The sequence below is a fragment of the Clostridium nigeriense genome, assembly GCF_050585245.1.
Classification (GTDB): domain Bacteria; phylum Bacillota; class Clostridia; order Clostridiales; family Clostridiaceae; genus Clostridium; species Clostridium nigeriense_A.
In genome coordinates, this window is sequence record NZ_JBNOOF010000009.1 from 48,320 (window position 1) to 74,369 (window position 26,050).

The window sequence follows — 26,050 nt, forward strand, 5'->3', positions numbered from 1 at the left end:
AACGTTAATGTCAACAATAATTTTTAATTCTTTTTTAGAAAACTAAAATATAGTTTATATATTTTTCATATAAAATCTTATATACACCTATATTTAATAATGTTATAATAAAAATCCACTTATTGTTATATACTTTAAAAGTAAAGATTATTTTAATTATTAAAGAAAGTGTCAGGTGAAATTTATGATTGATGCAAAACTATTAGTAGAAAAGGCTTATGAAGCTCAAAAATTTGCTTATACTCCTTACTCTAACTTTAATGTTGGTGCAGCACTACTTGGTACAAACGGGAAAATATACTTAGGTTGTAATATAGAAAATGCAGCTTTTACACCAACTAACTGTGCTGAAAGAACTGCTTTTTTCAAAGCGGTATCTGAAGGACAACACGAATTTCTTGCAATTGCAATAGTAGGTAATAAAGCAGATGCTGAAGAAACTGAATACTGCGCTCCATGTGGAGTATGCAGGCAAGTAATTGCTGAATTTTGTGATCCAAAAACATTTAAAATTTATCTAGCCAAAAATAAAGATGAATTTAAAGAATATTCATTAGAGGAACTTTTACCTTTGGGTTTTACTGGTAAAAACTTAGGTTAATTAATAAACATCTTTAGTTAATTAAAGTATAAAAGCAGAGTTGCTATATTGCTCTCTGCTTTTATACTTTAATTTAGATTAATACTTTCTATAATTGATGTAGCTACAGCCTTAGCTAATAATTCTTGATTTGCCTCATCACTCAAATATATTCTATCATTATAGTTGTTCATAAATCCAAACTCTATTAATACTGAAGGATTCTCATTTTCTCTAATTATGTACAGTGCTTCACTACCATCTAGCATAGGTCGACACTCTGTGTAATCTAAGGCTTCCAGATTCTCCTCTATAGCCTCTCCTAAATTTAAGCTTTTATCATCATTATAATTTGTCCAAACTTCAAATCCATAAACTTCTTCATATCCATAAGTATCTTCGTCGTAATCATTTATATGAAATGATACAAAATACTCTGCATTAGTTGAATTAGATATACTCACTCTATTTCTCAAATCCTCTTTTTCATCATCTCCTAATGCTGAATCATCAGTCCTTGTATAAATAACTTCAATATCATTTTCTTCTAATATTTTACCTACTTTATTAGAAATATTTAAAACTATATCCTTCTCATAAATATCTCCAAAGCTAGCTCCATCATCATGTCCTCCATGTCCTGGGTCAAGTATAACTTTTATTTTTCCAGAGTCAACACTCTCTTCTTCATAGGACATCGCAACTGCTGTGTTTGAAGTTAAACTTACATTTAAATAATTATTTATTAATTTATTTGAAATTATTATTAATAACAATGTTGTTATTAATAATATCATCCTCTTATATAACTTTCTTTTTTTATTTCTTCTACGTAATTCCTTAACACTCTTCATTACAACTTCCTCCTAAATAAAATAATAAGAGAGAGTTGTAATGTTTAAGTATATTAAATGTATCTAAGTTGTAATATATTTATTAATTTTTTATTATTATCTATTTAATTAGGTAATAACGATATTTCTATTTTTGTATTTCCTTTTTCAACTAAGGTATTACTTTGATAAGATAAAATAAGTCTTGAATCATCTGATGTTAAACTTCCGTATCCTAATTCACTTTTACTATAATTACCCATAGAGATTCCTAAATAGTTTGAATACATTTTTAATGCTTCTTCTATATTGATATTTTCTACATTATCATTAACAAAATCATAGGCAACTATCTTCCAAATTTGTCCTGTATATGCATTTTGCTTTAATTCTATAAGAAGCTCTTCATTGCTAAATTTAATTGTCCAATAGCTATATCTATCTTTTAAATTAGTATCTTCTGGAGCCTTTGTACCTAAATATGCATATGTATTCCACGAATCGTCTACTGATTTAAAACTATTAGGAAGTATACCCTTTGCACAAAAATCCTTAATATCATCTATGGATCTACTTACTGCTTCATCCATGGTTAACTGATTAATAGTTGGATCATGTACCCTTATCTCCCTATTATCGCTCCAAGTAACTAGTATTTCCCTAATTTCATCAACAGTTAAATCACTACCACTACCTTCTGAATCACTATTAATTGAAATATCAAATTTACTTATTCTTGATAATAGATTTATTTCTTTACGATAAAGAAGGTACTTAGTTAACCCCCAACTTCCTATAATTATAACAAATACTGCAATTATCCCTAAAACATTTAACTTTTTATGATTCTTCATTATGGATTACCTCCACTTACTTGAACCTCTATCGTAATAGTAGTCCCTTTATTCTCTTCACTAGAAATAGATAGTTTACTTTTATGTATTCTAGCTATTTTTTCACATAAAGCTAATCCAAGACCTACCCCATGATGTGCTCTTGACCTTGATTTATCTACCATGTAGAAAGCTTCTGTTATTCTACTAATTTCTTCTTTAGGAATACCTCTTCCATCATCAATTACAGAAATTCTATACTTTTCATTATCACTATTATTACCTATTATTTTTATAACCTTAGCTTCTGCTTTTATAGAGTTATCTATTAAATTTAAAATTAACATCTTAAATAAATCAAATTCAATATCTATAAATTCTTCTTCTATTTCAAGATTTATATCTATTTGTTTTTCTTTTAATATAGGCTGTAATGTATCTACTATATTTTGAAATACTTCTTTACTACTTAACTGCTCAAGAATAAAACTTTGCTTATTTAAAACCGTTAAATCCATTAGCTTAAAAGATAAAGCTTCTAATCTTAACCCTTCCTCCAAAATATACCTAGCAGCATTTTTAGTTTCTTCTCTAGATAAATCCCTTTGGAAAATCATATCTGCGTAACCTATAACAGAAGTTAAAGGTGTTTTTAACTCGTGAGCAAAATTTGTTACAAAATCCTCTCTCTTTTCAGCTATATCTTCTAATTCTATTACCTTCTCTTCAACAGCTTCTGCCATCTTATTAAAACTTTCAGCAAGTTCACCAAATTCGCCTTTACCACTATATTCTATTCGATCATTATAAAATCCATTAGCAATTCTAGAAGTAGATTTAATAAGTCCCTTTATTGGTCTAGTAATTATAGTTGATAAAATCATCATAATTATCATCCCTGCACTAATAGCAGTAAAATAAATTAGATTAAAATTACTCTCCATTTCTCTTTTTTGAGATAAAACTCCACTTATATTGGTAGCTGTAATTAGATAAAATAGCCTTCCATCATCTTCAAAACTACCTCCAACCATAATAACTTCACTTCCATCTAATTCTTCAACTTTGCAAATTAATGATTCTTCACTAATTTTATTTACTATATCTGTACTTAAATTATTAGGTAAATTAGAAGATATAGTCTTTTTGTCCTCATTTAATATTGCAATTTGATTTCCCTCCATTGCATATCTTGAAACATCTAATATAGATAAGTCATATTCATTCTTATTTAGTTGCTTTTTATTATTATTCATTAATAGTTTAGATTGAATATTATACTTTATATATGTATATTGATTTTTTGCTTGATCAATTTCTCTATCCATAAAACTTTCAAAGGAGGATGAAATTAAAACATAAGCCGATAATGATAAGAACAAGCTTAAAATTGCTATTGAACATAAGAATATTTTCACAAAAAGTTTCATACCTTAACTCCTCATACTTCAAGTCTATAACCAATTCTAAAAACTGTTTTTATATGATTTTCCCATCCTAATTTTTTTCTTAATCTTTGAATATGTAAATCAATTGTTCTTGTGTCTCCCATAAACTCTTCTTGCCATACTTTCTCATATAATTGATTTCTGTATAAAGCTATGTTTTTATTACGTATTAACTCTAATAATAAATTAAATTCTTTTACAGTTAGATCTACCTCTCTTCCTTCTTTCATTACTGATCTAGAACTAGGATTTATTGTAACCCCTAGTACTTCATAAGTTTTATCTATTGAGCTTACCCTTCTTAAAACGGCTTCAACCCTTGCTAACAATTCACCAATCTGAAAAGGCTTAACTATATAATCATCTGCACCAAGTTTAAGTCCAGTTATTCTATTTTCAACAGTTCCCTTTGCAGTAATAAATATTACTGGTATCTTATAAGGTTTTATATACTCTAAAAGCTCATATCCATTAATTCCTGGTAACATAATATCTAACAATATTAAATCAAACTTTTCCTCTTCAATAATATTTGAAGCCTCAATTCCATCAAAAGCACATTTGCATAAATATCCCTCTGAAGTTAGATTCACCTTAATTAAATTTGATATAGGCTTTTCGTCTTCAACTATTAATATCTTTTTCATATAAACACACCCCTTAAATTCTATATAATATCATATCGATGTAATAAAGTTGTAAACTAAAGGTCTCTATTTATTATTTCTATAATATTATAATTTAATAGTCTTATAGAAGTCTTAAATTTCTTTATAAAAAAATAAAAAGCACTTTCAAGCCTTTTACTTAATTAATGCATTATACTAATTTCAATAATATTTAATTTTGTTGATTAAATAGAATAATTGTATATCTATAATAAAATGAGATGTACAAAAAGCTTAATTTATTTTGTAGCATCTCATTTTATTATTATTTATTCATATAATTTCCTATATTAGCATTGCTATCGATTATGCCTTCTATCTTAGAATCCTTACTTACCATAATTGTTGTAACTCCAGGCCCATGCCCCGCTTTCACACAATCACTATGAATAATTACTCCTATACTAACAGCTCCCTTTAAATAACCTCGTCCAAAACTATTATCACAATCTTGTAATAAAACTAGGTCTCCAAATCTCAACTTATCTAATCCTAATCTTTTTATTTCTTCTTTATCAGCTGTCATAATATCATAATCACCTGTATAAGCACTTGGTGATCCAATTCCTGATCCCATTAAATATGGTGGGACCGTTGCAACTACTGGAACCTGAAGCTTTCCATCCTTTTCTTTTACTCCAAGTTTTTCAAATAAATCTGGGTCTATACTCATTACATGAACATCTTCAAATCCTTCAATCTTCAGTCCTTGTCCATAAGCCTTTATCATAATCTTGTCATCAATCGCTAACTTATCTAATGTTTCTTCATTGAAATGTATTAATACATGATCAATTCCACCATGCATCCCTGTAACATATCCTTTTTTTCCAGCCGCTTCTCCCGAAATAACCTTTGCTTCATTTCCTATACATGAAAATGTAGTTAATGCAGCGCTTTCTTCTTTATTTTCATTTCTAATTGAAACTCCTGGCTCTATATGATCACCAGCCCATCCATAAACAGAATCACCAATTTTCACATTGTAACTTATTCCTCCAGTAGCAGGTACAACTATAGGTACTCCCTCATGGGTTATTCTATACCCTCCACCTGTTGGATGATGTATCTTACCTGCAACTGACCATTTAACTACTTTATCTTTATTTGTTTTTACTACATTACTCACACTAATCCCCTCCAATATTATTATATTATTGAAACTTATTCCAATAATATTCTATCATAAAGCTGGATAATAAAAAGTTTAAATTAGCCCAAAGTGCTTCATCTCATGGTAAAATCCATAGTTAATAAATTTATTAATATTATAAATTTTAAAGTATATCAAAGGTATCATGGAATATATTTCTAATTTGTGTTAATGTAATATAAAACAATTAGTAATTTTATGAGTCTCTTTATCTAGGTATATTCAAATAAATTATATAAGAGGAGAGTTTGACAATGGAAAAAGTAATATGGGTCAGAAGTAATGGCAAAATGCTAGGTGCAAAAGAAAATGATGGCTTGGATATAGTAAACAAGTATTTAGAAGAAGGCTGGAAAGTTAAACATATATCTGCATGTCCTGTGGGAGATAGTATAAATGCAGGACAGGCATATATTGTTATTGAAAAAAATATTGATTAGTATAATTTCAAATATTTAATGATATACTCTTAAAGTTACGCTAACTAAAAAGTCGGCAGATACTTCCGACTTTTGCTTTGTTATTTTGTTGTGAATTTACTTGTGAAAGCTCTTGTCATTTTAATTGAGAAAAACTTTTTTGCACCTCAAAACCGAACCCGTTGAAAAAAATAGCTACTACTTATTTATATATTTAGTTATTCAATATAATATCTTCTAACTCTTCAGTGTTATTAGCTAAATAGTCTGCGCCTTCCCTCTCTAATTCTTCTTTTCCCCTAAATCCCCATGAAACTCCAATTGATTTAATTCCAGCATTCCTTGCAGTTATTATATCTACATTAGAATCACCTATGTAAATGCACTCTTCATTTGATATATTAAAGGCTTCAATTATTTCTAAAACTGATACTGGATCAGGTTTTTCTTTATAATTATCTCTATGTCCAAAAACTATATCAAATCTTTCTCCAAAATATTTCTTAACTATCTCTATTGTAAAATCATGCTTTTTATTAGATACAACTGCTAGCTTTATTCCTTTACTACTTAACTCATCTAAAAGCTCTATAATCCCATCATAAGGCTTAGTCATATCCATCATGTGCTCATTATAATATTTATTAAATACTTCTAACACCGTTGTTACTGTTCCACTATCTTTTTTACCTTCCGGTAAAGCTCTTTCAACTAATTTATATATTCCATTTCCGATAAAAGTCTTATACTTGTCCACTTCATGAATAGGGAAATTAAATTTATTAAGGACATAATTACAAGCATTTGCTAAATCATCTAATGTATTTAATAATGTCCCATCTAAATCAAATATTGCTACTTTAAACATTAATGCCTCCTAAATATCAAGTTTATTTTTTCTTTATTATATCACATAAAAAAGTAGGATATATATTATCTTACCTAATCCTATATTAAAGGTTACAGTAATATAATTTATATCCTACTTTATATAAACATTTGTTTCACATGTACAATTTTATCTTTAGATATACTTCTAATATGGATAGAATGGATTTATTGGGTAAAATGGATATGGGTAAGGTATTGGAAATAATCCGTGAATTACGTTGAATGGGAATCCTCTTCGTCTAAATCTCCTATGCCTTCTCATTCTTCTTGGTCTTTTAAACTGCCTTTGAGTATTGTATTGATCTTGATCATCATCATCTTGATCTAATACATCCTCTCCAATTAGCATAATAATTCCATTAGAATCTACCTTTTCAATGATTCCATCAACTGACGTACCATCTTTCATTATTAAAACTATATGGTAGTCCATTAAATTTTTACACTCATCAAATAACTCCTGTAAGCTATTATAATTATCAGCTCTGTCAAAATTCAATTAATATCACTCCCTTTCTATTAGCATGATATTCATTCTAAATAGAAAGGATACTATGAATTTTTATATTCTAAATATAGGTTTAATTTTATTGTTTCATTTTACCTGCCACCTACAAATCTTATTTTCTAAAATATCTATTACCTTAAACATAATTATACCTAAAATACTTATTAAAATTATTCCAGCATACATTCCTTCGTAGTCAACCTTAATCCAAGAATTCATAATATAATATCCTATACCATATTTTGTTGCATAATTTTCTGCAAAAAATAATGCTGCCATACTAGAACCTAAAGCTATTCTAATGGATGTAAATAATCTTGGCAAAGTTGCTGGAATATATATATGTCTTATCATTTGAGATCTAGATAGTTTTAAAGATTTTGCCGATAATATTACTTCATCTGGTATTTCCTTAGCACCATCTCTTACTGATATTATTATTTGAAAAATTGCTATTGCTACAATTAATACTATCTTTGATATATTACCAAGTCCAAATAGAATCATGAATACTGGTAAAAAGGCTATTCTAGGAACAGGGAAAAATAAATAAACTATTGGACCTACTAAACTATCCAGCTTATTATTAACTCCAATTGATAGGCCTATAAAATATCCTAATATTGTAGTTATTAATAGTGCTACAAGTAACCTTAAAAGACTTGTTACAAGGTGAGTAGTAATAACACTAAATCCAACTTTGAAAAGCTTTGATATTACATCAATTGGGTTAGGTATTACAAAAGAATCTAATATAATATGAAGTAGATACCAAAATATCAGTACTACTGATATAGCATAAATATACTTATATATCTGCTTAAATCTTTTCATACTTTTCCTCCCCATACGCCTCTAAAATTGCTCTTAATTCATTGCACTTATCAAAAAATTCATAGCTTCTTCTTGCATTCCCCTGTCCATAATATGGATTCTCAATTATTTTTTTTATCTCTCCATCGATCATTATAGCTATTCTTTTTCCTAGTATTACTGCCTCTTCTATATTATGAGTAACTATAATATATGACATGTTATACTCTTTTTGTATCTTACATAATATATTTTGAAAGTTTTCTTTATTAATTGAATCTAAGGCAGATGAAGGCTCATCCATTAATAATAAATCCGAATCTAAAACTAAGGCTCTCCCTAATGCTGCTCTTTGCTTTTCTCCTCCACTAACTTCTGAAGGATATTTATCTAAAATATGTTCTATATTTAAATTTAAAGCTATTTTTTCTGTAGATTTCTCTATTTTATCTTTAGACATGCCTTTTATTATAAGGCCTAATTGTATATTTTCTTTAATAGTCTTCCAAGGAAAAAGACCATTGCTTTGTAATATGAGATTAGTATCCTTAAATTTATTTAAAATATCACCTGATATATTTTCTTTTAGATTTGCAATAGATAATAGAAGAGTACTTTTCCCACATCCTGATGGACCTATTATTGAAAGCGTTTCTCCTTTAGATAAGGAAAAAGAGATGTTTTTTAATATATCTCTTTCTCCGTAACTAACATATAGATTTTTTACCTCTAACATTATTCAGATATATAATCCTTTATAACTAAATCGTTATAATCTAAATTTAATTCACTTCCTTGTAGGTTTTCAGTCCAATCTTCAATTTCTTTTATATAATCCTCATCTGGGATTCTTGTCTTATGATATGTCGGTAAAACAATTAAATCCTTTATTTCTGCATTTAACTCTAATTTTGATATTAAGATATCCTTTGCTTCTTCTGGATTGTTTATTATATCTTCTACAGCCTTGTTATACGCATTGTGGAATCCTTCAACAGTATTTGGATTATTCTTTATAAACTCATCTGTAAATATTATTGCATTTGGAGTAAAATCGTCTGGATCTCCGTATACTCTCTTTTCTAGCCCTTTAAGTTGTGCATTAGAAGCTAAAGGTTCCGGTAAAACTGCCATATCTATTTTATCTTCCATTAACATTTGCATTCTAACAGGCATTTCATTTATATATACCTTTTCTACATTATAATCAGTTAAGTATTGATCAGCTAAGAAATTTATTACACTGACTTCCATTAATCCAACCTTAACATCTTCTTTCTCTTCATAGCTCTTTGCTAATACAACTGGAAACATTCCGTCTGTTGTTGTAGTTATCTTAGCTTGTAATCCACCCTTAACATTATTTAAGAATTGAATCATACTAAGCATTGCTGCATCAAGCTCTCCTGCTTGAATTGAACTTTGCTTTGTAGCCCCATTTGAAAATATTTCCAGTTCTAAATTAACGCCTTCTTCTTCAAAATATCCCTTTTCTTGAGCTAGTAATATAGGTGCTGAATCAGAAGCAGACATCACCCCTAATCTAATTGTATTATTTTCTTGTACTTCCTCTTTAGGTGCACAACCTACAGAAGAAATAATCATAGTTAATAACATTACTAATAATAAATTTTTTCTGCTTTTTTTCATTATTTACTCCCTTAATATAAACTTATTTTTTCTGCCCTATAACATTTATAGCCAATTGGCTTAGTTATATCTGTATCTTTAATTTTTACTTCAAAAACTACCTTATCTTTTGCTACTTCTACTATAGTAATCTGATTTTTCATTCTATTACTCTTCATATCATCAATAGGATTACCGAATATATCTTTAGTTATCCCACCAAAGCATATTAATCTATTATCATTTTCAAGAATTCTAACAGCTCCTAAATATGCACAATATAGTTCATTTCCTCTCTCCTTACCATATTGCCACACTTGTTCTACTGTCATATCTTTCTCATTAATTTTATACTCAACTGCACGACTATAATTATTATGAGCTAAAACTGCATCTTCTAATTTATAGCTTCTAAAGTTCCCATTATCAAATATAACAAGATTACCATTATCACTTAGTGAAGGAGTATGTTGAGCATAACTCCATTCAAAATTACCCCCTACAGGATTAAGTAAGTATTTGTTAAATTTTTCACACCAACTATAATGAGGAGCCAATATCCAAACTATTTCTGATGTATCTTTATTAAACTTTACTACAGTACTTTGATTTCTAGAAGAAGCAATTATACAGTTGCTTTCTTCATCATATACTAAGGAATTTAAGTGTAACCAATCTAATGGATGATTTACAGATACTTTATCAATAACAGTTTCTCTATTGAAATCTAGTATTTCTCTGAAATCCCATTCCTTAATTACCTCTTTTGTCTTTCTATCTATCTCTACTAATAAATCTTGCTTAGTATTTTCTCTTTGAGTAATAGCTAAAAAGTTTTCATTTGGTAACTCAATAACATCATGATGCAATCCATATTTTATAGGGAAGAAGTTAATAATTTTTCCAAGCATATCAATCTCTATAAATCCAGCTGCAGTATAAGCTCCACAAATACCACTTGATATAGGTGCATCAACAATTATATTTCCATTTCTAAGTTTCATAAACACATGACAAGAAACATCCGTATAAAGCCATCTTACTCTTGCTTTATTATCAATAATTGAGTATAAATGCTCTATAGTTCTTACCCCTTCTGATCTTCCTAGAGACATAGATATCATGCCATCATACATATTACTCTCTTCACATTGTATTAACTCTATATTAGGATATCCTATAGGTAGTTCAGAAGTTTTTATGTAGTGAATAAATTCCTTTTGCTTATTATTTCTATAATTGCATACAACTTTTATAGTATTTTCTTTATTTGCAATTAGTCCTAAGATAGGTAATTCATGTTCCTTTTTAAATTCTTTAAATTCCTTTTTTATGTCTTCTTCGATAATTAATGTGATAGAACATTCTTCATCAGTATGAAATTTAATTAATGCTGATAATGGACAATTCTCAAATGGATTCAATACTATATATGGATTTTCCTCAGTATAATTTCCACTTGCATATTCCATTTCTACATTGTTAATTATTTCACTTTGTTTTTTAAGTAAAGTTTCCATGGTTCACCTCCTACAATTTTTTGACCGTTATATATTATATCATTAATCTATCTATTTTGAACTTTAAATTTTTCAATTTTATAGATTACAAACAAGCTTATGTATTTAAATTTTCATGAAATTTTTAAAGCTAACCACAAGCAACTTATAATTTTGCCTATGGCTAGCTTCATTTAGTTATTAATTAATATCTATATTAAAAGTCAGTTATCCCAAATTTATCTTCTCTAAGATCTTCATATGCTTTATATATTTCTTCTCTTGTATTCATAATGAATGGTCCATGAGCTGCAATTGGTTCGTATATTGGCTCCCCACTTAGCACTATAAATAAAGCCTCTTCAGTAATTGCTTCAACTAAAATACTTCCTTCTTCATTATTATATACAATAAAATCTCCTTCTTTATATATCTTATCTTCATTTACTTTAACTTCGCCTTTTAATACAAGCATTCCAGTATTGAAATTACTTGGTTCATCTAATATAACTCTTCCATTATTTTTTAGATTTACATTATACATATTTAAATTTGTAAATGTACTAGCTGCTCCCTTTACTCCTTTAACTTCTCCAGCGATAATACTAATTTCACCTTGATTATTTTCAAGGTTAACAACTCCCATATCCTCTTTTAATAAAGTTTGATATTTAGGTTCTGACATCTTCTTATCACTAGGTAAGTTAACCCAAAGTTGAATCATGTGTAATGTTCCGCCATTTTTACTAAACTCAGCTTCATGATACTCTTTATGCATAATACCTGATGCTGCTGTCATCCATTGAACATCTCCAGGTCCTATAATTCCGTGATTTCCTTTGTTATCATGATGCTCAACCTTTCCTTCATAAGCAATTGTTACAGTTTCAAATCCACGATGTGGATGTGCATCAACACCACGTCTAATCGATGATGGTGAATAATGATATGGAGCATGATAATCTAATACTAAGAATGGAGATAAACGTCTAATATCTCCTATTCCTGTTGGTAAGTATTGTGATACCTTAAAGCCATCCCCTACCATATGAGGCATTGGACCTCTAAATACATTATCTATTGACCTATAATCTTTCATTTAATTCATTCCTCTCTTTATTAATTAGTGATAAATTTATCACTAATTAGTGATATTGATCTAAAAAAATTTTTATTTTTTAGATATTCTTAAATTTTTTCAATATATTTTTTAAAGTAATCTTTTCTTCATCAGTTAAAACATCAAAGATATTTTTAATGTTCTTAATATGATTTGGTAATATACCTTCGATAATTTCCTTTCCCTTATCAGTTATTGATATTATACAAGACCTTTTGTCATCAGGGTCTATATTCCTTTTTATTAATCCATCCTTTTCTAAATTCTTAATAACTACTGTTATATTTCCAGATGTAGTTAATATTTTTTCTATTATCTCGCATATCCTTAAGTCGCCTTTATTATATAGAGCTTCTAACACTCCAAATTGAGAAATAGTTAATCCACTTTGCTTAATTGTTTCATATTCACGCTTATGAATTTCATTTTCTGCTCTTGTAAAAACAACTAAAGTAGATAAATCTAATTTATTTTCTTCAAGTAAATCTTTTATTTTATCCATAAATCAAACATATCACTAATTAGTGATAATGTCAAATAACATTATTTTTAATAGCTCTTTTTAAATATATAAGTTTCATTACCTAATGGCATTTTATTATATTATAAACTTTCCTATATAGTAGTAACCTATATTTTCTTATTTTTTATTTACTTAACAAATAATAAAAAATAAGTAAAATAGTATATGTATAATATTATTTAGAGAAAGGAGAAGATTTTAATTTGGATTACTTAATTGATATATTAATTCAATTTATGGATAGGGCTGTATTACTTCTTGCATGTTTATTTACTATAACCAGGTTACAAAGTTTCAGAAATATATTTCAAAGAGATACCTATAGAAAGAAGGACTATATAATTGCATGTACAGTCTTTTCTGTATTTGCAATACTATCAACTTATACAGGCCTTAATGTAGAAGGTTCTTTAGTAAATGTAAGAACTATAACTATAGTATCTGGAGGAATAATCTTTGGGCCTGTTGTAGGAGTTGTAACAGGAATAATATCCGGAGTACATAGATATCTAATAGATATAGGCGGTATAACCTCTATCCCCTGTCTAATAAGTAGTATATGTGCAGGTATAATATCTGGATATATTAATAGAAAAGTAAAAAGAAATTATAGATGGATAGCTGGGATACTAGCAGGAATGTTTTCTGAAACTATTACAATGATACTGATACTTCTATTAAGTACACCTCATTCATTAGGTTTTGACATAGTATCTAAAATAGCTGTTCCAATGATTATTGGCCAAATATGTGTAGGGTTCATTGTTTTATTAGTTCAGAGTATAGAAAATGATAAAGAAAAAATTTCTGCTAAACAAGCAAAATTAGCATTAGATATAGCAAATAAAACCCTTCCTTATTTCAGAAAAATAAATAGTGAGTCTTTAAATAAAATATGTACTATTATAAAAGAAGATATTCAGGCTGATGCAGTTTCAATAACTGACACAAAAAATATATTGGCTTATAGTGGAGTTGGAAAAGAATATTATAATATTGGACATGAAATTATAACCGTTGAAACAAAAGAAGCCATTAGTAGTGGTAATATAGTTATAAAAAATACTGGTTTTAAAGAAAAAACATCATTACTAAAATCAGCTATTATTATACCCCTTAAGGAGAAAAATGAGGTTATTGGTGCATTAAAAATATACTATAAAGCTTCTAATAACATAAGTTTTACTATAGAAGCTCTTGCTGTAGGACTTTCACAAATTATTTCAACTCTTATGGAAGTATCAAAGGTTGAAGAGATGAAGGAAATGGCTAACAAGGCAGAACTTAAAGCACTTCAGACACAAATCAATCCTCATTTTTTATTTAATGCATTAAATGCTATAGCATCTTCTATAAGGATAAACCCTAATAATGCTAGAGAACTTATAATAAATCTATCAAGCTACTTAAGATTTAATTTAGAGTTAAACAGTGAGTTTATAGATGTAAAGAAAGAGCTTAAACAAGTAAAAGATTATATTGAAATAGAAAAGGCTCGATTCGGAGATAAGTTAAATGTTGTCTATGATATAGATGATGTGGATATTAAAATACCAAGTCTTACAATACAACCTTTAGTTGAAAATGCTATCGTCCATGGGATTTTAAAGGACAACCATAATGGAACAGTTAAAATAAGCGTAAAAGATGAAGGTGAAAAAGTTAAAATTTCTATAATAGATAGTGGCGTAGGAATAAGTGAAGATATGATAAATAATATTTATACTGATAATGTTCCTGAAAAGAAAATAGGCCTCTATAATGTTCATTCAAGAATTAAGCTTATTTATGGAGAAGGACTTATTATAAAAAGACTAGATAAAGGAACTATGGTAGAATTTTATATAAAGAAAAAAATATAAGAGGGTGGTTGTATGAAAGCAATAATAGTTGATGATGAATTCTTAGCAAGAGAGGAACTTAAATATTTTATTCAAAATTACAGTAAAATAGATATAGTCTCAGAATTTTCAGATGGAATAGAGGTTCTTAAATTTATTCAAAATAATGAGATTGATATTATATTTCTAGATATAAATATTCCTTCATTAGATGGGGTTTTACTTGCTAAAAGTATAAGTAAATTTACTAAAAAACCTTACATAGTTTTTATAACAGCATATAAAGAACATGCTGTTGAAGCCTTTGAAGTGGAAGCTTTCGATTATATATTAAAACCTTATTCGGAGTCTAGAATTGTATCAACTCTAAAGAAACTAGAAAGTATTGATAATAACAAAAAAAATAATTTTCCTAAAAATATCATATCAAATAAAATAAATCTATGGAAAAATGAAAAAATAATAGTAGTAGATATTAATGATATATATTATTGCGTAGCAAACGAGAGAATAACTTGTGTCTTTACAAAAGACGAGGAATATTCAGTTAACCTATGTATATCTGATTTTTACGAAAAACTACCTAAAGATGTATTCTTTAAATCCCATAGATCCTATATAGTAAATATTAATAAAATAAGAGAAATAATACCTTGGTTTAATAGTACCTATAATTTAAAACTTCAAGATATCGACTATGAGGTTCCTGTAAGTAGAAGTAATGTAAAAGAATTCAAGCAACTCATGAACATATAATTGCATTTTATTTAATTTTATTTGTATTTCATTCATAAAATAATAATTTTATATTTTACAGACTTATAATGAAAACATAAACAGTATTTAATTATAAAAAATATATGTAACTTTTATATCTGTAAAAATAAAATTAGAGGTGAATGAAATGAAAAAAGTATCAGAAAATCGTTGGTTAATAGTCTTAGGTTCAGTAATTACCCAACTTGGGTTAGGAACTATTTATACTTGGAGTCTATTTAACCAACCTCTAGTAAATAAATTTGGATTTCAATTAAATAAGGTTGCTATTACCTTCTCTATAACTAGCTTTGCTTTAGCAGTATCTACATTAGCTGCTGGTAAACTTCAAGACAAGCTAGGAATTAGAAAACTTACTTCATTTGCAGGTTTAATATTAGGGCTAGGTTTGATATTAACATCATTTGATTCTTCATTACCTATGCTTTATATTACAGCTGGTGTAATAGTTGGAGCTGCAGACGGTATCGCATATATTACAACACTTTCAAATTGTATTAAATGGTTCCCTGATAAAAAAGGACTTATTTCTGGTATTTCAGTAGGAGCTTATGGAACAGGTAGTTTAATTTTTAAATATATAAATGGAAACTTAATTAATAATGTAGGAGTTTCTCAAACATTTCTATATTGGGGATTTATAGCTATGGCTTTAGTCTTAATAGGTGCTCAACTTTTAAAGGATGCCCCATTAGTAAGCAGTTATTCTAAAGATAATAAAAATACAAATGAATATACAGTAAAAGAAATGCTTAAAACAAAAGAAGCTTATGCTTTATTTATAATATTCTTTTCAGCATGTATGAGTGGTCTATATCTAATAGGAATAGTTAAAGATATTGGTGTCGAACTAGTTGGCCTTACACCTGATGTAGCAGCAAATGCAGTTGCTATGGTTGCAATATTTAATACAGCTGGAAGAATTATATTAGGTGCTTTATCAGATAAATTTGGTAGATTAAAAGTCGTAATTTTATCACTTGCAATTACAACTATTTCAGTATTTTCTTTAAGCTTTGTACATTTAAATTTTGCAATTTTCTTTGCTTGTGTTGCATCAATAGCATTTTGCTTTGGAGGAAATATCACAGTATTCCCTGCTATAGTAGGAGACTTCTTTGGTGCTAACAATCAAACTAAAAATTACGGAATTATATATCAAGGATTTGGTTTAGGAGCAATTTCTGGTTCATTTATAGCATCATTAACAGGAGGCTTTAAATCAACATTTATAGTCATCGGTGCTTTATGTTTAATATCAATAGCTTTAGCTTCTACAATACAATCTGTAAAATCAAATCAAAAAGTTAAACATAATACTAGTCTTGTTGAAAAAATTGCATAATAATATTTTACCTCAGAACTAAAATATAAGAGATGAAAAGAGTATCTTTAAATTTATAGATACTCTTTTCTATTTCAAAATCTAATTTTTATATTTTTACTATTTAATCACCTGTAAAAAAACTATCATAGAAAATTTGTATGATAATTAATAAAATATAAGCATTTTACATATATTAATTATCATTTTATAATGTAAACGTATTTAAAATATAGGGTTAGCAGAATACAAACAAAATATTAGGAGGACGATTATGAGCAAAAAATATGAAAGCTTAGCTCAGAACATTGTTGAAAAAATTGGTGGAATTAAAAATATCAGCAATGTTTACCATTGTACAACACGACTTCGATTTACATTAAATGATGATAATAAAGCGGATAAAAATGCTTTGGAAGGCATGGATGGTGTGGCTAAAGTAATGATTAGTAATGAGATGTTTCAAGTTGTGATTGGCACACATGTTAAAGAGGTTTACGAAGAAGTTGAAAAAATCGTACAACCACAAAGTTTAAAATCCGAACCAGTTTCACAAAAAAAGAAAAACCCGGTTGGAGTGTTTATTGATTTTATTTCAGGAACATTTATGCCAGTTATTCCAGCAATGTCTGGTGCTGGTATGATTAAAGCTGTTTTAGCTTTGTTAACAGTTTTTAATGTAATCTCTACAGATTCACAAACATATTATGTACTTAATTTTTTCTCAGATGCAATTTTTTATTTTTTACCAATATATCTAGCATTTAATGCAGCACAAAAATTGCATTGTAGTCCAATGTTAGCTGCTGCTGTAGCAGGTATAATGTTACATCCTAACTGGACAGCTTTAGTAAATGCTGGGGAACCCGTGGCTTTATTTGATGTGATACCATTAACTTTGGTTTCTTATACATCTTCAGTAATTCCTGTTATCCTAGTCATTTTTATTCAATCTTATGTTGAAAAGCTATTGGAAAAGATAATCCCTAATTCCATAAAACTGGTATTTGTTCCATTATTGACATTCTTGATTATGGGAACTCTAGCTTTATCTATTTTAGGACCAATTGGGAGTTTTATTGGAAACTATTTAGCAATGTTCTTTGATTTCTTGAGTACAAACGCTTCTTGGGCACCTGCAGTACTAATCGGTGGTACCTTGCCAGTAATGGTCATATTCGGTGTGCATACTGCTGTAGGACCTTTAGGTGCAATGCAGATGGCACAACTTGGATATGATAGTATTTTTGGACCTGGAGCATTATGTTCAAATATTGCACAAGCAACTTCTTCACTTGTTGTAGCAATCCGTACAAAGGATAAATCTATGAAGCAATTGGCAACTTCAGGTTCAATTACAGCATATATGGGAATCACTGAACCAGCTTTATACGGTGTAAACTTACCGAAGAAATATCCGTTAATTGCTTCTATGATTGGTGGTGCGAGTGGTGGTTTATATGCAGGATTAACACAGACACATCGATTTGCAACAGGATCTTCTGGATTACCTGCTGTATTACTCTATATTGGAGATAATACAATGACATTCCTATACAACATAATTATCGCTCTTGTTATTACTGTTATTGTTACAGCAATTGTTACATACCTATTGAGCTTACGCTTTGAAAAGAGCGGAAAATCACAAGATAAGCAAACGATAGAAGTTAATGTCATGAATGAAAGTGTGACAAGTCCTATTCAAGGCGAAGTCAAACCATTATCTGAATCAAAAGATGATGCCTTTTCTTCCAAATCTTTAGGGGATGGTGTCGTTATTGAACCAAGTAATGGAGAAATAAGAGCACCATTTGATGGCAAGGTATCTGTATTATTTCCGACAAAACATGCAATCGGCCTGGTTTCTAAACAAGGAGTGGAGTTGTTGATTCATGTTGGAATTGATACAGTTAATTTGAATGGTGAAGGATTTGAAGCCTTTGTGCAACAAGGCCAGAAAGTAAAAAAAGGTGATAAACTTATTTATGCTGACCTACAAAAAATAAAAGATACAGGATTATGTACTCAGATTCCAGTGATTGTGACTAATTCTGCTGATTATCAATTCATTGACACAAATACGAATATTATCGCTGATTATTCAACAACAATTATAAAAATAAGCAAAGGAGAATAGAATATGGGATTAAAGAGCAATTTTCTTTGGGGTGGTGCAACTGCAGCTAATCAATGTGAAGGTGGCTATAATTTAGGTGGACGTGGTCTAGCTAATGTGGATTTAATTCCAACAGGAAAGGATAGAAAAGCCATCAGTAGTGGTAAAATGAAAATGTTTGATTTTGATAATCATCATTTTTATCCAGCAAAAGAGTCTATTGATATGTATCATCATTATTTGGAAGATATACAGCTTTTAGCTGAAATGGGATTAAAATGTTTTAGAATGTCAATTTCATGGTCAAGAATCTTTCCAAACGGAGATGATGAACATGCGAATGAGGAAGGTCTTCAATTTTATGAAACAATTTTTAAAGAATTAAAAAAATATAATATTGAACCTCTTGTTACATTAACCCATTTTGATGTACCTATGAACTTAGTCAAAAAATATGGATCTTGGCGTAATCGAAAAATGATTGAATTCTATGAAAAATATGTAACAATAGTTTTAAATCGATACAAAGACTATGTAAAATATTGGCTAACATTCAATGAAATAAATATGTTGTTACATTCACCATTTGTTGGGGCTGGTATATGTTTTGAACCTGGTGAAAATGAAGAAGAAGTAAAATATCAAGCAGCACATCATCAGCTGGTAGCCAGTGCTTTAGCAACTAAAATTGCACATGAGATTAATCCTAATTTTATGATTGGCTGCATGCTGGCTGGAGGAAATAATTATCCATATTCTTGTCGACCAGAAGATTATTATAAGGCTATCGAAAAAGATCGTGAAGGATATTTCTTTATCGATGTACAGGCACGAGGTTATTATCCTAACTATGCTAAGAATAAATTATCATCAATGCACATTGTAATGGAATCAGAAGATGAAAAGATACTCAAAGAAAATACAGTTGATTTTATCTCATTCTCTTATTATTCTTCTCGTGTTGTAGCAACGGATCCTAATGTTTCTGAAGAAACAACGGGAAATGTGTATGGATCCATTAAAAATCCATATTTAAAATCAAGTGAATGGGGATGGCAGATTGATCCACTAGGATTGCGAAATTCTTTGAACATGCTATACGATCGATATCAAAAACCATTATTTATTGTAGAAAATGGTTTAGGAGCAAAAGACATTCCTGATGAAAATGGGTATGTCGAGGATGATTATCGAATTAATTATATTCGTGAACATATTAAAGCCTTTAAAGATGCCGTTGAAATTGATGGAGTGGAGCTTCTTGGTTATACTACATGGGGAATCATTGATTTGATCTCAGCTAGTACAGGACAGATGTCAAAACGATATGGATTCGTTTATGTTGATTTAGATGATGAAGGAAATGGTACAAGAAAAAGAACAAAGAAAAAATCGTTTGATTGGTATAAAGAGGTAATTGAAACAAATGGTGAAATTCTAGAATAGGTCTTATCGTGCATAAGACCTTTTTTTCATACGTAATACGAATTTTATTATATAAATGATAGAAAATATTTATTATGCTTGATAGAATAATATAGAGGTGGTCAAAATGGAATTTAGAAGCTTATATTATTTTTTAACAGTTGCTCGAGAAGAAAATATAACAAGGGCAGCTGAAAAGTTACATTTAACACAACCCACTCTATCAAGACAATTAATGTTATTAGAGGATAGTGTTGGAACACAATTAATTATTAGAGGGAAAAGAAAGATTCATCTAACAGAAGCAGGTATGCTCTTAAGGAGTCGTGCCGAAGAAATTCTAAATATAGTTCAAAAAACTGAAAAAGATTTACTCAGTGACTCAAATCAAATAATCGGAGAGATTATGATTGGTATGGCAGAATGTATGGCAGCTCATAAGCTTCTTCCAGAAATTTTGAGTGCTTTTACAAAAGAATTTCCTAGCGTCACGTATGATTTTTATACTGGGAATGCAGATTTAATCAAGGCGAGAATAGAAAATGGCGTCATAGATATCGGAATTTTGCTTGAACCCGTTGATATGGAAAAATTTGATTTTATTCGTTTACCCCAAAAAGAAAAATGGGGTATTATTGTGAATACCGATAGTATCCTTGCTACGAAAGAATATATACAGGCTATTGATTTAAAGGGCATTCCTTTGATCAACACCAAACGTGCTGTAGTTCAAAATGAAATAGCCAATTGGTTTAAAAATACATATGACGACTTGAACTTTATTGCGACATACAACTTAATTTCTAATGCAATATCACTCGTAGCAAATCATATTGGAAATGTTATTACGATAGAAGGTTCTTTATTTAATCATGATAATAAAGATGTAAAATTTATTCCATTTGAACCTGCTTTAGAGTCAGGTGTTGTATTTGCATGGAAAAAACAAAGAATATTTTCACCTGCTTTATCTAAATTTATTGAAACAATTTATCATAGAATAAATGAATGATAGTTCATTTAAAATAGGTATTTTACATGATGGTTATTTAGTTTTAAAATGTAGTTATCAAAAGATAACTACTTTTTTATTGGAGGGTTGTATATGGATAAACAAGAAATCATGAGATGTTATTGCATAGAAGATAAACTTTTAAATAAATATTTAGATTCAGGCCTCATAGAAGATAAATTTAATTATACCGATGATGATATTAAAAAAATCTCTATGGCAATGTCTCTTGAGAAAACAGGATTGACGTTATCAAGCATTTGTCAATATTTATCGCTGAATGAAGATAAAAAGAAAAATACTAATCAATTATTATCAATATTAAGTAATCAACGTAAAATCATTTTAGATAAAATTCACATGGAAGAAGATAAGATAAGTACTTTGGACTACTACATATATGAACTAAGGAAACAACAACAGTGAAAAATATGATACGTTTTATTATTTATATTTTTGGCTTATTCAATATTACGATTGGTATCAATTTATCCATTGTTTCAGGATTAGGTATTTCTCCTGTTTCTGCATTTACTTTACCTCTAAGTCAGTCATTACAAATAAGTTTAGGGACTATTACAACAGTTATATATATAGTTTTTGTTTTAGTGCAGTATCTATTATTGAAAGATCGATTTAAAAAGAAAAATATACTACAGATCCCATTCAGTATTGTTTTTGGTTTCTTTGTTAACTTGCCCGGTTCATTTATGAAAGGAATACAGTTAAACACTTATATGAGTCAACTAGGTATCCTGCTTATTAGTATTCTTATTTGTGCTATAGGAGCTACTTTGTATATTGCTATGGATATTGTACCGAATGCACCGGAAGGATTACAGTTAGCTTTCTGTGAGAGGTTTAATTGGCCCTTTTCCAAAGTGAAAATGGCAAGTGACTGTTTATTTGTATTTGTTGGTTTTATTATTGCGGTCTTATTCCTTAACGGAAATACAGCCATTAGAGAAGGAACAATCTTATCAGCTTTATTAACTGGAAAGCTGATAGGTCTGTTTTCTCAAAAAGTGAATCCAATATTACATAAGATTGTATTTCAAGAAGATGTTCGAATAGCATAGATTCGTTAAATAAAGAAAGAAAGGGAAAATGTTATTAAAACTGTAATTGTTTATTATTCCTATGGTGGCAATACCAAACAATTAGTGGATCAATTGGTAAATAACTGGATTAATCTTTCAGATAGTACTTCGCAGAGTCATACAAAAATAACATTGACCTCTGGCGAAACAAGTGTCCAAGCACAATTAAATGATACAAAAGCAGCACAAGAATTCAAAGCTTTATTACCAGTAACATTATCAATGACACGTATGGGAGAACATGAGTATTACAGCTCTCTTAGCACTAATTTATCAGAAGACGACAAAACTCAAACTGGTTATGAAATTAGCAATCTTGCATATTGGACTCCTGGTGATTTATTTGCAATTTATTTTGACGAACCAGATAAAGCACCTGAAGGGCTGATTATTTTAGGAAATATTACAGACGATATTGATAAAATAAGAGAATTAGGGAATCCAGCAGAAATTACAATTTCACTAGCTGAATAAGAAAGGAAGTAAATAGAAATGAATAGACCTTATATTTTTTGTCACATGATGACATCTTTGGATGGAAAGATTACTGGGAATTATATGCGTACACCAGAAGCTAATTCTTCAGGTGATGTATTCTATAATATTGCATTTGGAAAGAACCCGTATTATAAACACCAAGGATGGCTATCAGGGCGTGTAACTACAGATGAAAACTTTACGTTTTATGAAAAGCCAGACCTTCATGATAATGAAGAAATTGTTCCAGATGGCGACTTTGTCATTCAGCCTGTGGCAACAATGTATTATGTATCAGTAGATCCTTCTGGAAAATTAGGATGGAAACAAAATACATTGACTTATGGAGATACTACTGCTCATATTCTAGAAGTACTAACAGAAAAAGCATCCAATGCATATAAAGCCTTTTTAAGACGAATGAATATCTCCTACATTATTGCAGGAAAAGAAGAATTGGATTATACCTTGGCTATGCACAAACTTTATGAGTTGTTTGGCATAAAGATCTTGATGTTAGGTGGAGGTGGTGTCTTGAACTGGACTTTTATTCAAGCACGTATGTGCGATGAAGTTAGTATTGTGTTGGCTCCTGTTGCGGATGGATCTAACGAAACACCAACTTTATTTGAAGTTAGAGATACCTTGGGAAATACGAAACCAGTTGGATTTAAATTAGAAAATGTAGAAGTAGTAAAGGATAATACAGTTTGGCTACGTTATAAAACAAAATATGAAGATGGAGGAAAATAAAATGAACAAAGAACAGATGATCAAAGACTTAAATGGAGAATTATTTGAAACAGGAAATGAAAATACAGCCTTTGCAAAATACTTTATAGGGCAAAGTTATCTGAATATGTTATCAACAGAAGGTGTTGTTATTGGAAATGTTACTTTTGAACCAAGATGTCGTAACAATTGGCATATCCATCATGGTGGAGGACAGATTCTTCTTGTGACTGGTGGTAGAGGCTGGTATCAAGAAGAAGGAAAACCAGCGCAAGCTCTAAAAGCCGGTGATATTATCAATATTCCAGCTGAAGTTAAACACTGGCATGGTGCTGCAAAGGATAGTTGGTTTGCTCATATTGCAGTTGAAGTTCCAGGTGAAAACAAGTCAAATGAATGGTGTGAACCAGTCAGTGATGAAGAATATGAAGTATTATAAAAAAATGGAGGAATAACTAAATGGATAATTATATTTTTGAATTAAATGAAACTGTGGAAAGAAAAAATGTATCATATAAAAATCGTTATGGGATTGAATTAGCAGGTGATCTTTATATTTCAAAGTCATTAAACAAAGAAGAAAAGCATCCTGCATTGGTTATTGGTGCGCCTTATGGTGGTGTCAAAGAACAAGGTCCTGGAGTATGGGCGAATGAACTTGCACAAAGAGGGTTTGTGGTGTTGACATTTGATCCTTCTTACAATGGATATAGCCAGGGTGGCAAGATGCATCTTTCTTCTCCTGATATATTTTCCGAGGATTTTAGTGCTGGCGTCGATTTTTTAGGAACTAGAAATTTTGTTGATAGAGAAAAAATTGGTGCTGTTGGAATTTGTGGAAGCGGAGGTTTTGCATTAGGAGCTACTCAAGTTGATACACGTATAAAAGCTATTGTTACTGCCAGTATGTATGATATGACTAGAGCCATGAAGATGGGAAATGGCGATGGTTTAACAAATGAAGAATGGTATGAAACATTAAAACCTATCAATGAACAAAGATATATTGATTTTGAAAATCAGTATCCGGCATTAACACCAAGAAGTGCATTATTAACTGTGGATGAAAATACAGATCCATTAAGCAAGGAATTCCATGATTTCTATTCTACACAAAGAGGATATCATCCAAATTCTATTGCAGCCTTCAGTATCTCAAGTACAATGTCATTTATGAATTTTAACTTGCTAGACAATATTAAAAGAATTTCACCTAGACCAATCATGTTTATTGTAGGGGAAAATGCCTTATCTAGATTCTTTAGTGACGATGCTTACAAAATGGCTAATGAACCCAAAGAATTAATTGAAATTAAAAACTGTAATCATGTTGATCTATATGATGATGTTACAAAGATTCCTTTTGAAAAAATAGAAAAATTCTTTAAAAACAATTTAAAATAGAAAATGCTAAAATAATAATGATGAATTGTCAAGCTAAGTGTAACACTTAGCTTGTTCTTCGTTAAATATGTAAGCACTTACTTAAACAATTCTCTAATTTATATTTCTATACATATGTTATATTTTAGTCTAAAAACGCTCCAACATATTTAATTCTTTTGTTATATATTCCACAGCATATTCAAATTAATCCACAATCTATTGTTAAATAAGCAAATCATTGTTAATAAGTTTTTGTTTAAAGACATATTAACAATTATTTATTCAACTTCAAGAATTAAAATTTATTTCTATTAATTTTTCTTTCTTTTCCCGCTTCATAGAAAGGAATACTGCTTAATTTTTCTCCATTATATTTAAGAAAATGTTTATGAATAACTACACTAGATATAACACTACACCCCAAAATAATTGATTTATTTTTTTCTAATAATAAACAAGTTAAACTAAAAAATAAAAATGTAATAACCGACCTAAAAAAATGTGGATTTATAACTAATATTACTGAAAATAAAATATAAAAAAATGCTAAAAAAATAAATATCTCAATTTTCGGAAACAATCCTAAAAGCACTCCGAAAGAAACTGCAATTGCTTTTCCACCATTTTTTAAATTAAATAAAGGATAAGCATGCCCTATAACTGGAGCTGCCAATACTCCTGCAAACAATATATTTCCCATATCTAAAAATTTTGAGGCTATCCATACTGGTAAAAATCCCTTTGATACTTCAAGAAGGAGGACTAATATCCCACACAAAACTCCTCCATTCATAAATGCATTTGCTGTTCCTGGATTGCCATCTATACTATTATCTCTAATATCTATCTTTAAAATAAGCTTAGGAATTAAGTAAGCATATAAAATACTCCCTGATATATATCCTATTATAATAAATCTTAAATACTCCATATAAACTTC

The 26,050-nt window shown here is 29.3% G+C and carries 28 protein-coding genes; 14 read left to right on the forward strand and 14 right to left on the reverse strand.

Annotated elements, in window-relative coordinates; all coding sequences use genetic code 11:
* The first annotated feature begins 184 nt into the window (after nucleotides 1–184).
* Nucleotides 185–601, forward strand: coding sequence for a cytidine deaminase (gene cdd, locus ACQPUY_RS13700; RefSeq protein ID WP_430841871.1), 417 nt, complete (start codon nucleotides 185–187; stop codon nucleotides 599–601).
* Nucleotides 602–669: 68 nt separating this feature from the next.
* Here the strand turns inward: cdd and ACQPUY_RS13705 are convergent, their stop codons facing one another.
* From ACQPUY_RS13705 to ACQPUY_RS13725, 5 genes are all read right to left on the reverse strand, one after another.
* The gene (locus tag ACQPUY_RS13705; protein WP_430841873.1) at nucleotides 670–1,434 is read right to left on the reverse strand and encodes an N-acetylmuramoyl-L-alanine amidase; all 765 of its coding nucleotides are present in this window, start codon (nucleotides 1,432–1,434) and stop codon (nucleotides 670–672) included.
* A 104-nt stretch (nucleotides 1,435–1,538) separates the two neighbouring features.
* Complete coding sequence (locus ACQPUY_RS13710) at nucleotides 1,539–2,267, reverse strand: hypothetical protein (protein ID WP_430841875.1); 729 nt, start codon at nucleotides 2,265–2,267, stop codon at nucleotides 1,539–1,541.
* Nucleotides 2,267–3,676, reverse strand: a complete 1,410-nt coding sequence (locus ACQPUY_RS13715; RefSeq protein WP_430841877.1) for an ATP-binding protein — start codon at nucleotides 3,674–3,676, stop codon at nucleotides 2,267–2,269. The genes ACQPUY_RS13710 and ACQPUY_RS13715 overlap by 1 nt, the downstream gene beginning before the upstream one ends.
* 11 nt (nucleotides 3,677–3,687) lie before the next feature.
* Complete coding sequence (locus ACQPUY_RS13720) at nucleotides 3,688–4,341, reverse strand: response regulator transcription factor (protein WP_430841879.1); 654 nt, start codon at nucleotides 4,339–4,341, stop codon at nucleotides 3,688–3,690.
* A 286-nt stretch (nucleotides 4,342–4,627) separates the two neighbouring features.
* The gene (locus ACQPUY_RS13725) at nucleotides 4,628–5,491 is read right to left on the reverse strand and encodes a DUF4438 domain-containing protein (protein WP_430841881.1); all 864 of its coding nucleotides are present in this window, start codon (nucleotides 5,489–5,491) and stop codon (nucleotides 4,628–4,630) included.
* A gap of 278 nt (nucleotides 5,492–5,769) precedes the next feature.
* On the opposite strand from ACQPUY_RS13725, the gene ACQPUY_RS13730 reads away from it, so the two are divergent.
* On the forward strand, nucleotides 5,770–5,955 hold the full coding sequence (locus tag ACQPUY_RS13730) for a hypothetical protein (protein WP_430841883.1): 186 nt from the start codon (nucleotides 5,770–5,772) through the stop codon (nucleotides 5,953–5,955).
* A 193-nt stretch (nucleotides 5,956–6,148) separates the two neighbouring features.
* Here ACQPUY_RS13730 and ACQPUY_RS13735 read toward each other — a convergent pair whose 3' ends face one another.
* The 8 genes from ACQPUY_RS13735 to ACQPUY_RS13770 form a co-directional block, all read right to left on the reverse strand.
* Nucleotides 6,149–6,802 (reverse strand): HAD family hydrolase, encoded by a 654-nt coding sequence (locus tag ACQPUY_RS13735; protein WP_430841885.1) that lies wholly within the window; start codon nucleotides 6,800–6,802, stop codon nucleotides 6,149–6,151.
* Nucleotides 6,803–6,970: 168 nt separating this feature from the next.
* The gene (locus tag ACQPUY_RS13740; protein WP_430841887.1) at nucleotides 6,971–7,324 is read right to left on the reverse strand and encodes a hypothetical protein; all 354 of its coding nucleotides are present in this window, start codon (nucleotides 7,322–7,324) and stop codon (nucleotides 6,971–6,973) included.
* Nucleotides 7,325–7,420: 96 nt separating this feature from the next.
* A complete protein-coding gene (locus ACQPUY_RS13745) occupies nucleotides 7,421–8,167 on the reverse strand; it encodes an ABC transporter permease (protein WP_430841889.1) in 747 nt (248 codons plus the stop codon).
* A complete protein-coding gene (locus ACQPUY_RS13750; protein ID WP_430841891.1) occupies nucleotides 8,154–8,882 on the reverse strand; it encodes an ABC transporter ATP-binding protein in 729 nt (242 codons plus the stop codon). The genes ACQPUY_RS13745 and ACQPUY_RS13750 overlap by 14 nt, the downstream gene beginning before the upstream one ends.
* On the reverse strand, nucleotides 8,882–9,796 hold the full coding sequence (locus ACQPUY_RS13755; protein ID WP_430841893.1) for an ABC transporter substrate-binding protein: 915 nt from the start codon (nucleotides 9,794–9,796) through the stop codon (nucleotides 8,882–8,884). The genes ACQPUY_RS13750 and ACQPUY_RS13755 overlap by 1 nt, the downstream gene beginning before the upstream one ends.
* Before the next feature lie 11 nt (nucleotides 9,797–9,807).
* Nucleotides 9,808–11,295, reverse strand: a complete 1,488-nt coding sequence (locus ACQPUY_RS13760; RefSeq protein WP_430841895.1) for an aryl-sulfate sulfotransferase — start codon at nucleotides 11,293–11,295, stop codon at nucleotides 9,808–9,810.
* 196 nt (nucleotides 11,296–11,491) lie between these two features.
* Complete coding sequence (locus tag ACQPUY_RS13765; RefSeq protein WP_430841897.1) at nucleotides 11,492–12,373, reverse strand: pirin family protein; 882 nt, start codon at nucleotides 12,371–12,373, stop codon at nucleotides 11,492–11,494.
* A gap of 79 nt (nucleotides 12,374–12,452) precedes the next feature.
* Nucleotides 12,453–12,896 carry a MarR family winged helix-turn-helix transcriptional regulator gene (locus ACQPUY_RS13770; RefSeq protein WP_430841899.1) on the reverse strand — a complete coding sequence of 148 codons (444 nt, stop codon included), beginning with the start codon at nucleotides 12,894–12,896 and terminating at the stop codon, nucleotides 12,453–12,455.
* Nucleotides 12,897–13,153: 257 nt separating this feature from the next.
* Here ACQPUY_RS13770 and ACQPUY_RS13775 point away from each other — a divergent pair, with 257 nt between their 5' ends.
* From ACQPUY_RS13775 to ACQPUY_RS13830, 12 genes are all read left to right on the forward strand, one after another.
* On the forward strand, nucleotides 13,154–14,779 hold the full coding sequence (locus ACQPUY_RS13775) for a LytS/YhcK type 5TM receptor domain-containing protein (RefSeq protein ID WP_430842103.1): 1,626 nt from the start codon (nucleotides 13,154–13,156) through the stop codon (nucleotides 14,777–14,779).
* A 12-nt stretch (nucleotides 14,780–14,791) separates the two neighbouring features.
* A complete protein-coding gene (locus ACQPUY_RS13780) occupies nucleotides 14,792–15,514 on the forward strand; it encodes a LytR/AlgR family response regulator transcription factor (RefSeq protein ID WP_430841901.1) in 723 nt (240 codons plus the stop codon).
* A gap of 148 nt (nucleotides 15,515–15,662) precedes the next feature.
* On the forward strand, nucleotides 15,663–16,880 hold the full coding sequence (locus ACQPUY_RS13785; protein ID WP_430841903.1) for an L-lactate MFS transporter: 1,218 nt from the start codon (nucleotides 15,663–15,665) through the stop codon (nucleotides 16,878–16,880).
* A 253-nt stretch (nucleotides 16,881–17,133) separates the two neighbouring features.
* A complete protein-coding gene (locus ACQPUY_RS13790; RefSeq protein WP_430841905.1) occupies nucleotides 17,134–18,999 on the forward strand; it encodes a beta-glucoside-specific PTS transporter subunit IIABC in 1,866 nt (621 codons plus the stop codon).
* A 3-nt stretch (nucleotides 19,000–19,002) separates the two neighbouring features.
* A complete protein-coding gene (locus ACQPUY_RS13795; protein ID WP_430841907.1) occupies nucleotides 19,003–20,424 on the forward strand; it encodes a 6-phospho-beta-glucosidase in 1,422 nt (473 codons plus the stop codon).
* Nucleotides 20,425–20,530: 106 nt separating this feature from the next.
* Nucleotides 20,531–21,415, forward strand: a complete 885-nt coding sequence (locus ACQPUY_RS13800) for a LysR family transcriptional regulator (RefSeq protein ID WP_430841909.1) — start codon at nucleotides 20,531–20,533, stop codon at nucleotides 21,413–21,415.
* 93 nt (nucleotides 21,416–21,508) lie between these two features.
* Entirely contained in the window at nucleotides 21,509–21,841 is a 333-nt protein-coding gene (locus tag ACQPUY_RS13805) for a hypothetical protein (protein ID WP_430841911.1), read from the forward strand.
* A 5-nt stretch (nucleotides 21,842–21,846) separates the two neighbouring features.
* Nucleotides 21,847–22,494 (forward strand): YczE/YyaS/YitT family protein, encoded by a 648-nt coding sequence (locus ACQPUY_RS13810; protein ID WP_430842105.1) that lies wholly within the window; start codon nucleotides 21,847–21,849, stop codon nucleotides 22,492–22,494.
* A gap of 84 nt (nucleotides 22,495–22,578) precedes the next feature.
* Nucleotides 22,579–22,989, forward strand: a complete 411-nt coding sequence (locus ACQPUY_RS13815; protein WP_430841913.1) for a cyclophilin-like fold protein — start codon at nucleotides 22,579–22,581, stop codon at nucleotides 22,987–22,989.
* A gap of 18 nt (nucleotides 22,990–23,007) precedes the next feature.
* Nucleotides 23,008–23,745, forward strand: coding sequence for a dihydrofolate reductase family protein (locus ACQPUY_RS13820; RefSeq protein WP_430841915.1), 738 nt, complete (start codon nucleotides 23,008–23,010; stop codon nucleotides 23,743–23,745).
* Nucleotides 23,746–23,761: 16 nt separating this feature from the next.
* The gene (locus ACQPUY_RS13825; protein WP_430841917.1) at nucleotides 23,762–24,163 is read left to right on the forward strand and encodes a cupin domain-containing protein; all 402 of its coding nucleotides are present in this window, start codon (nucleotides 23,762–23,764) and stop codon (nucleotides 24,161–24,163) included.
* Nucleotides 24,164–24,183: 20 nt separating this feature from the next.
* Nucleotides 24,184–25,128, forward strand: a complete 945-nt coding sequence (locus ACQPUY_RS13830; RefSeq protein WP_430841919.1) for an alpha/beta hydrolase — start codon at nucleotides 24,184–24,186, stop codon at nucleotides 25,126–25,128.
* Between the two features lie 277 nt (nucleotides 25,129–25,405).
* Here the strand turns inward: ACQPUY_RS13830 and ACQPUY_RS13835 are convergent, their stop codons facing one another.
* A complete protein-coding gene (locus tag ACQPUY_RS13835; RefSeq protein ID WP_430841921.1) occupies nucleotides 25,406–26,041 on the reverse strand; it encodes a glycerol-3-phosphate acyltransferase in 636 nt (211 codons plus the stop codon).
* Nucleotides 26,042–26,050: the final 9 nt, after the last annotated feature.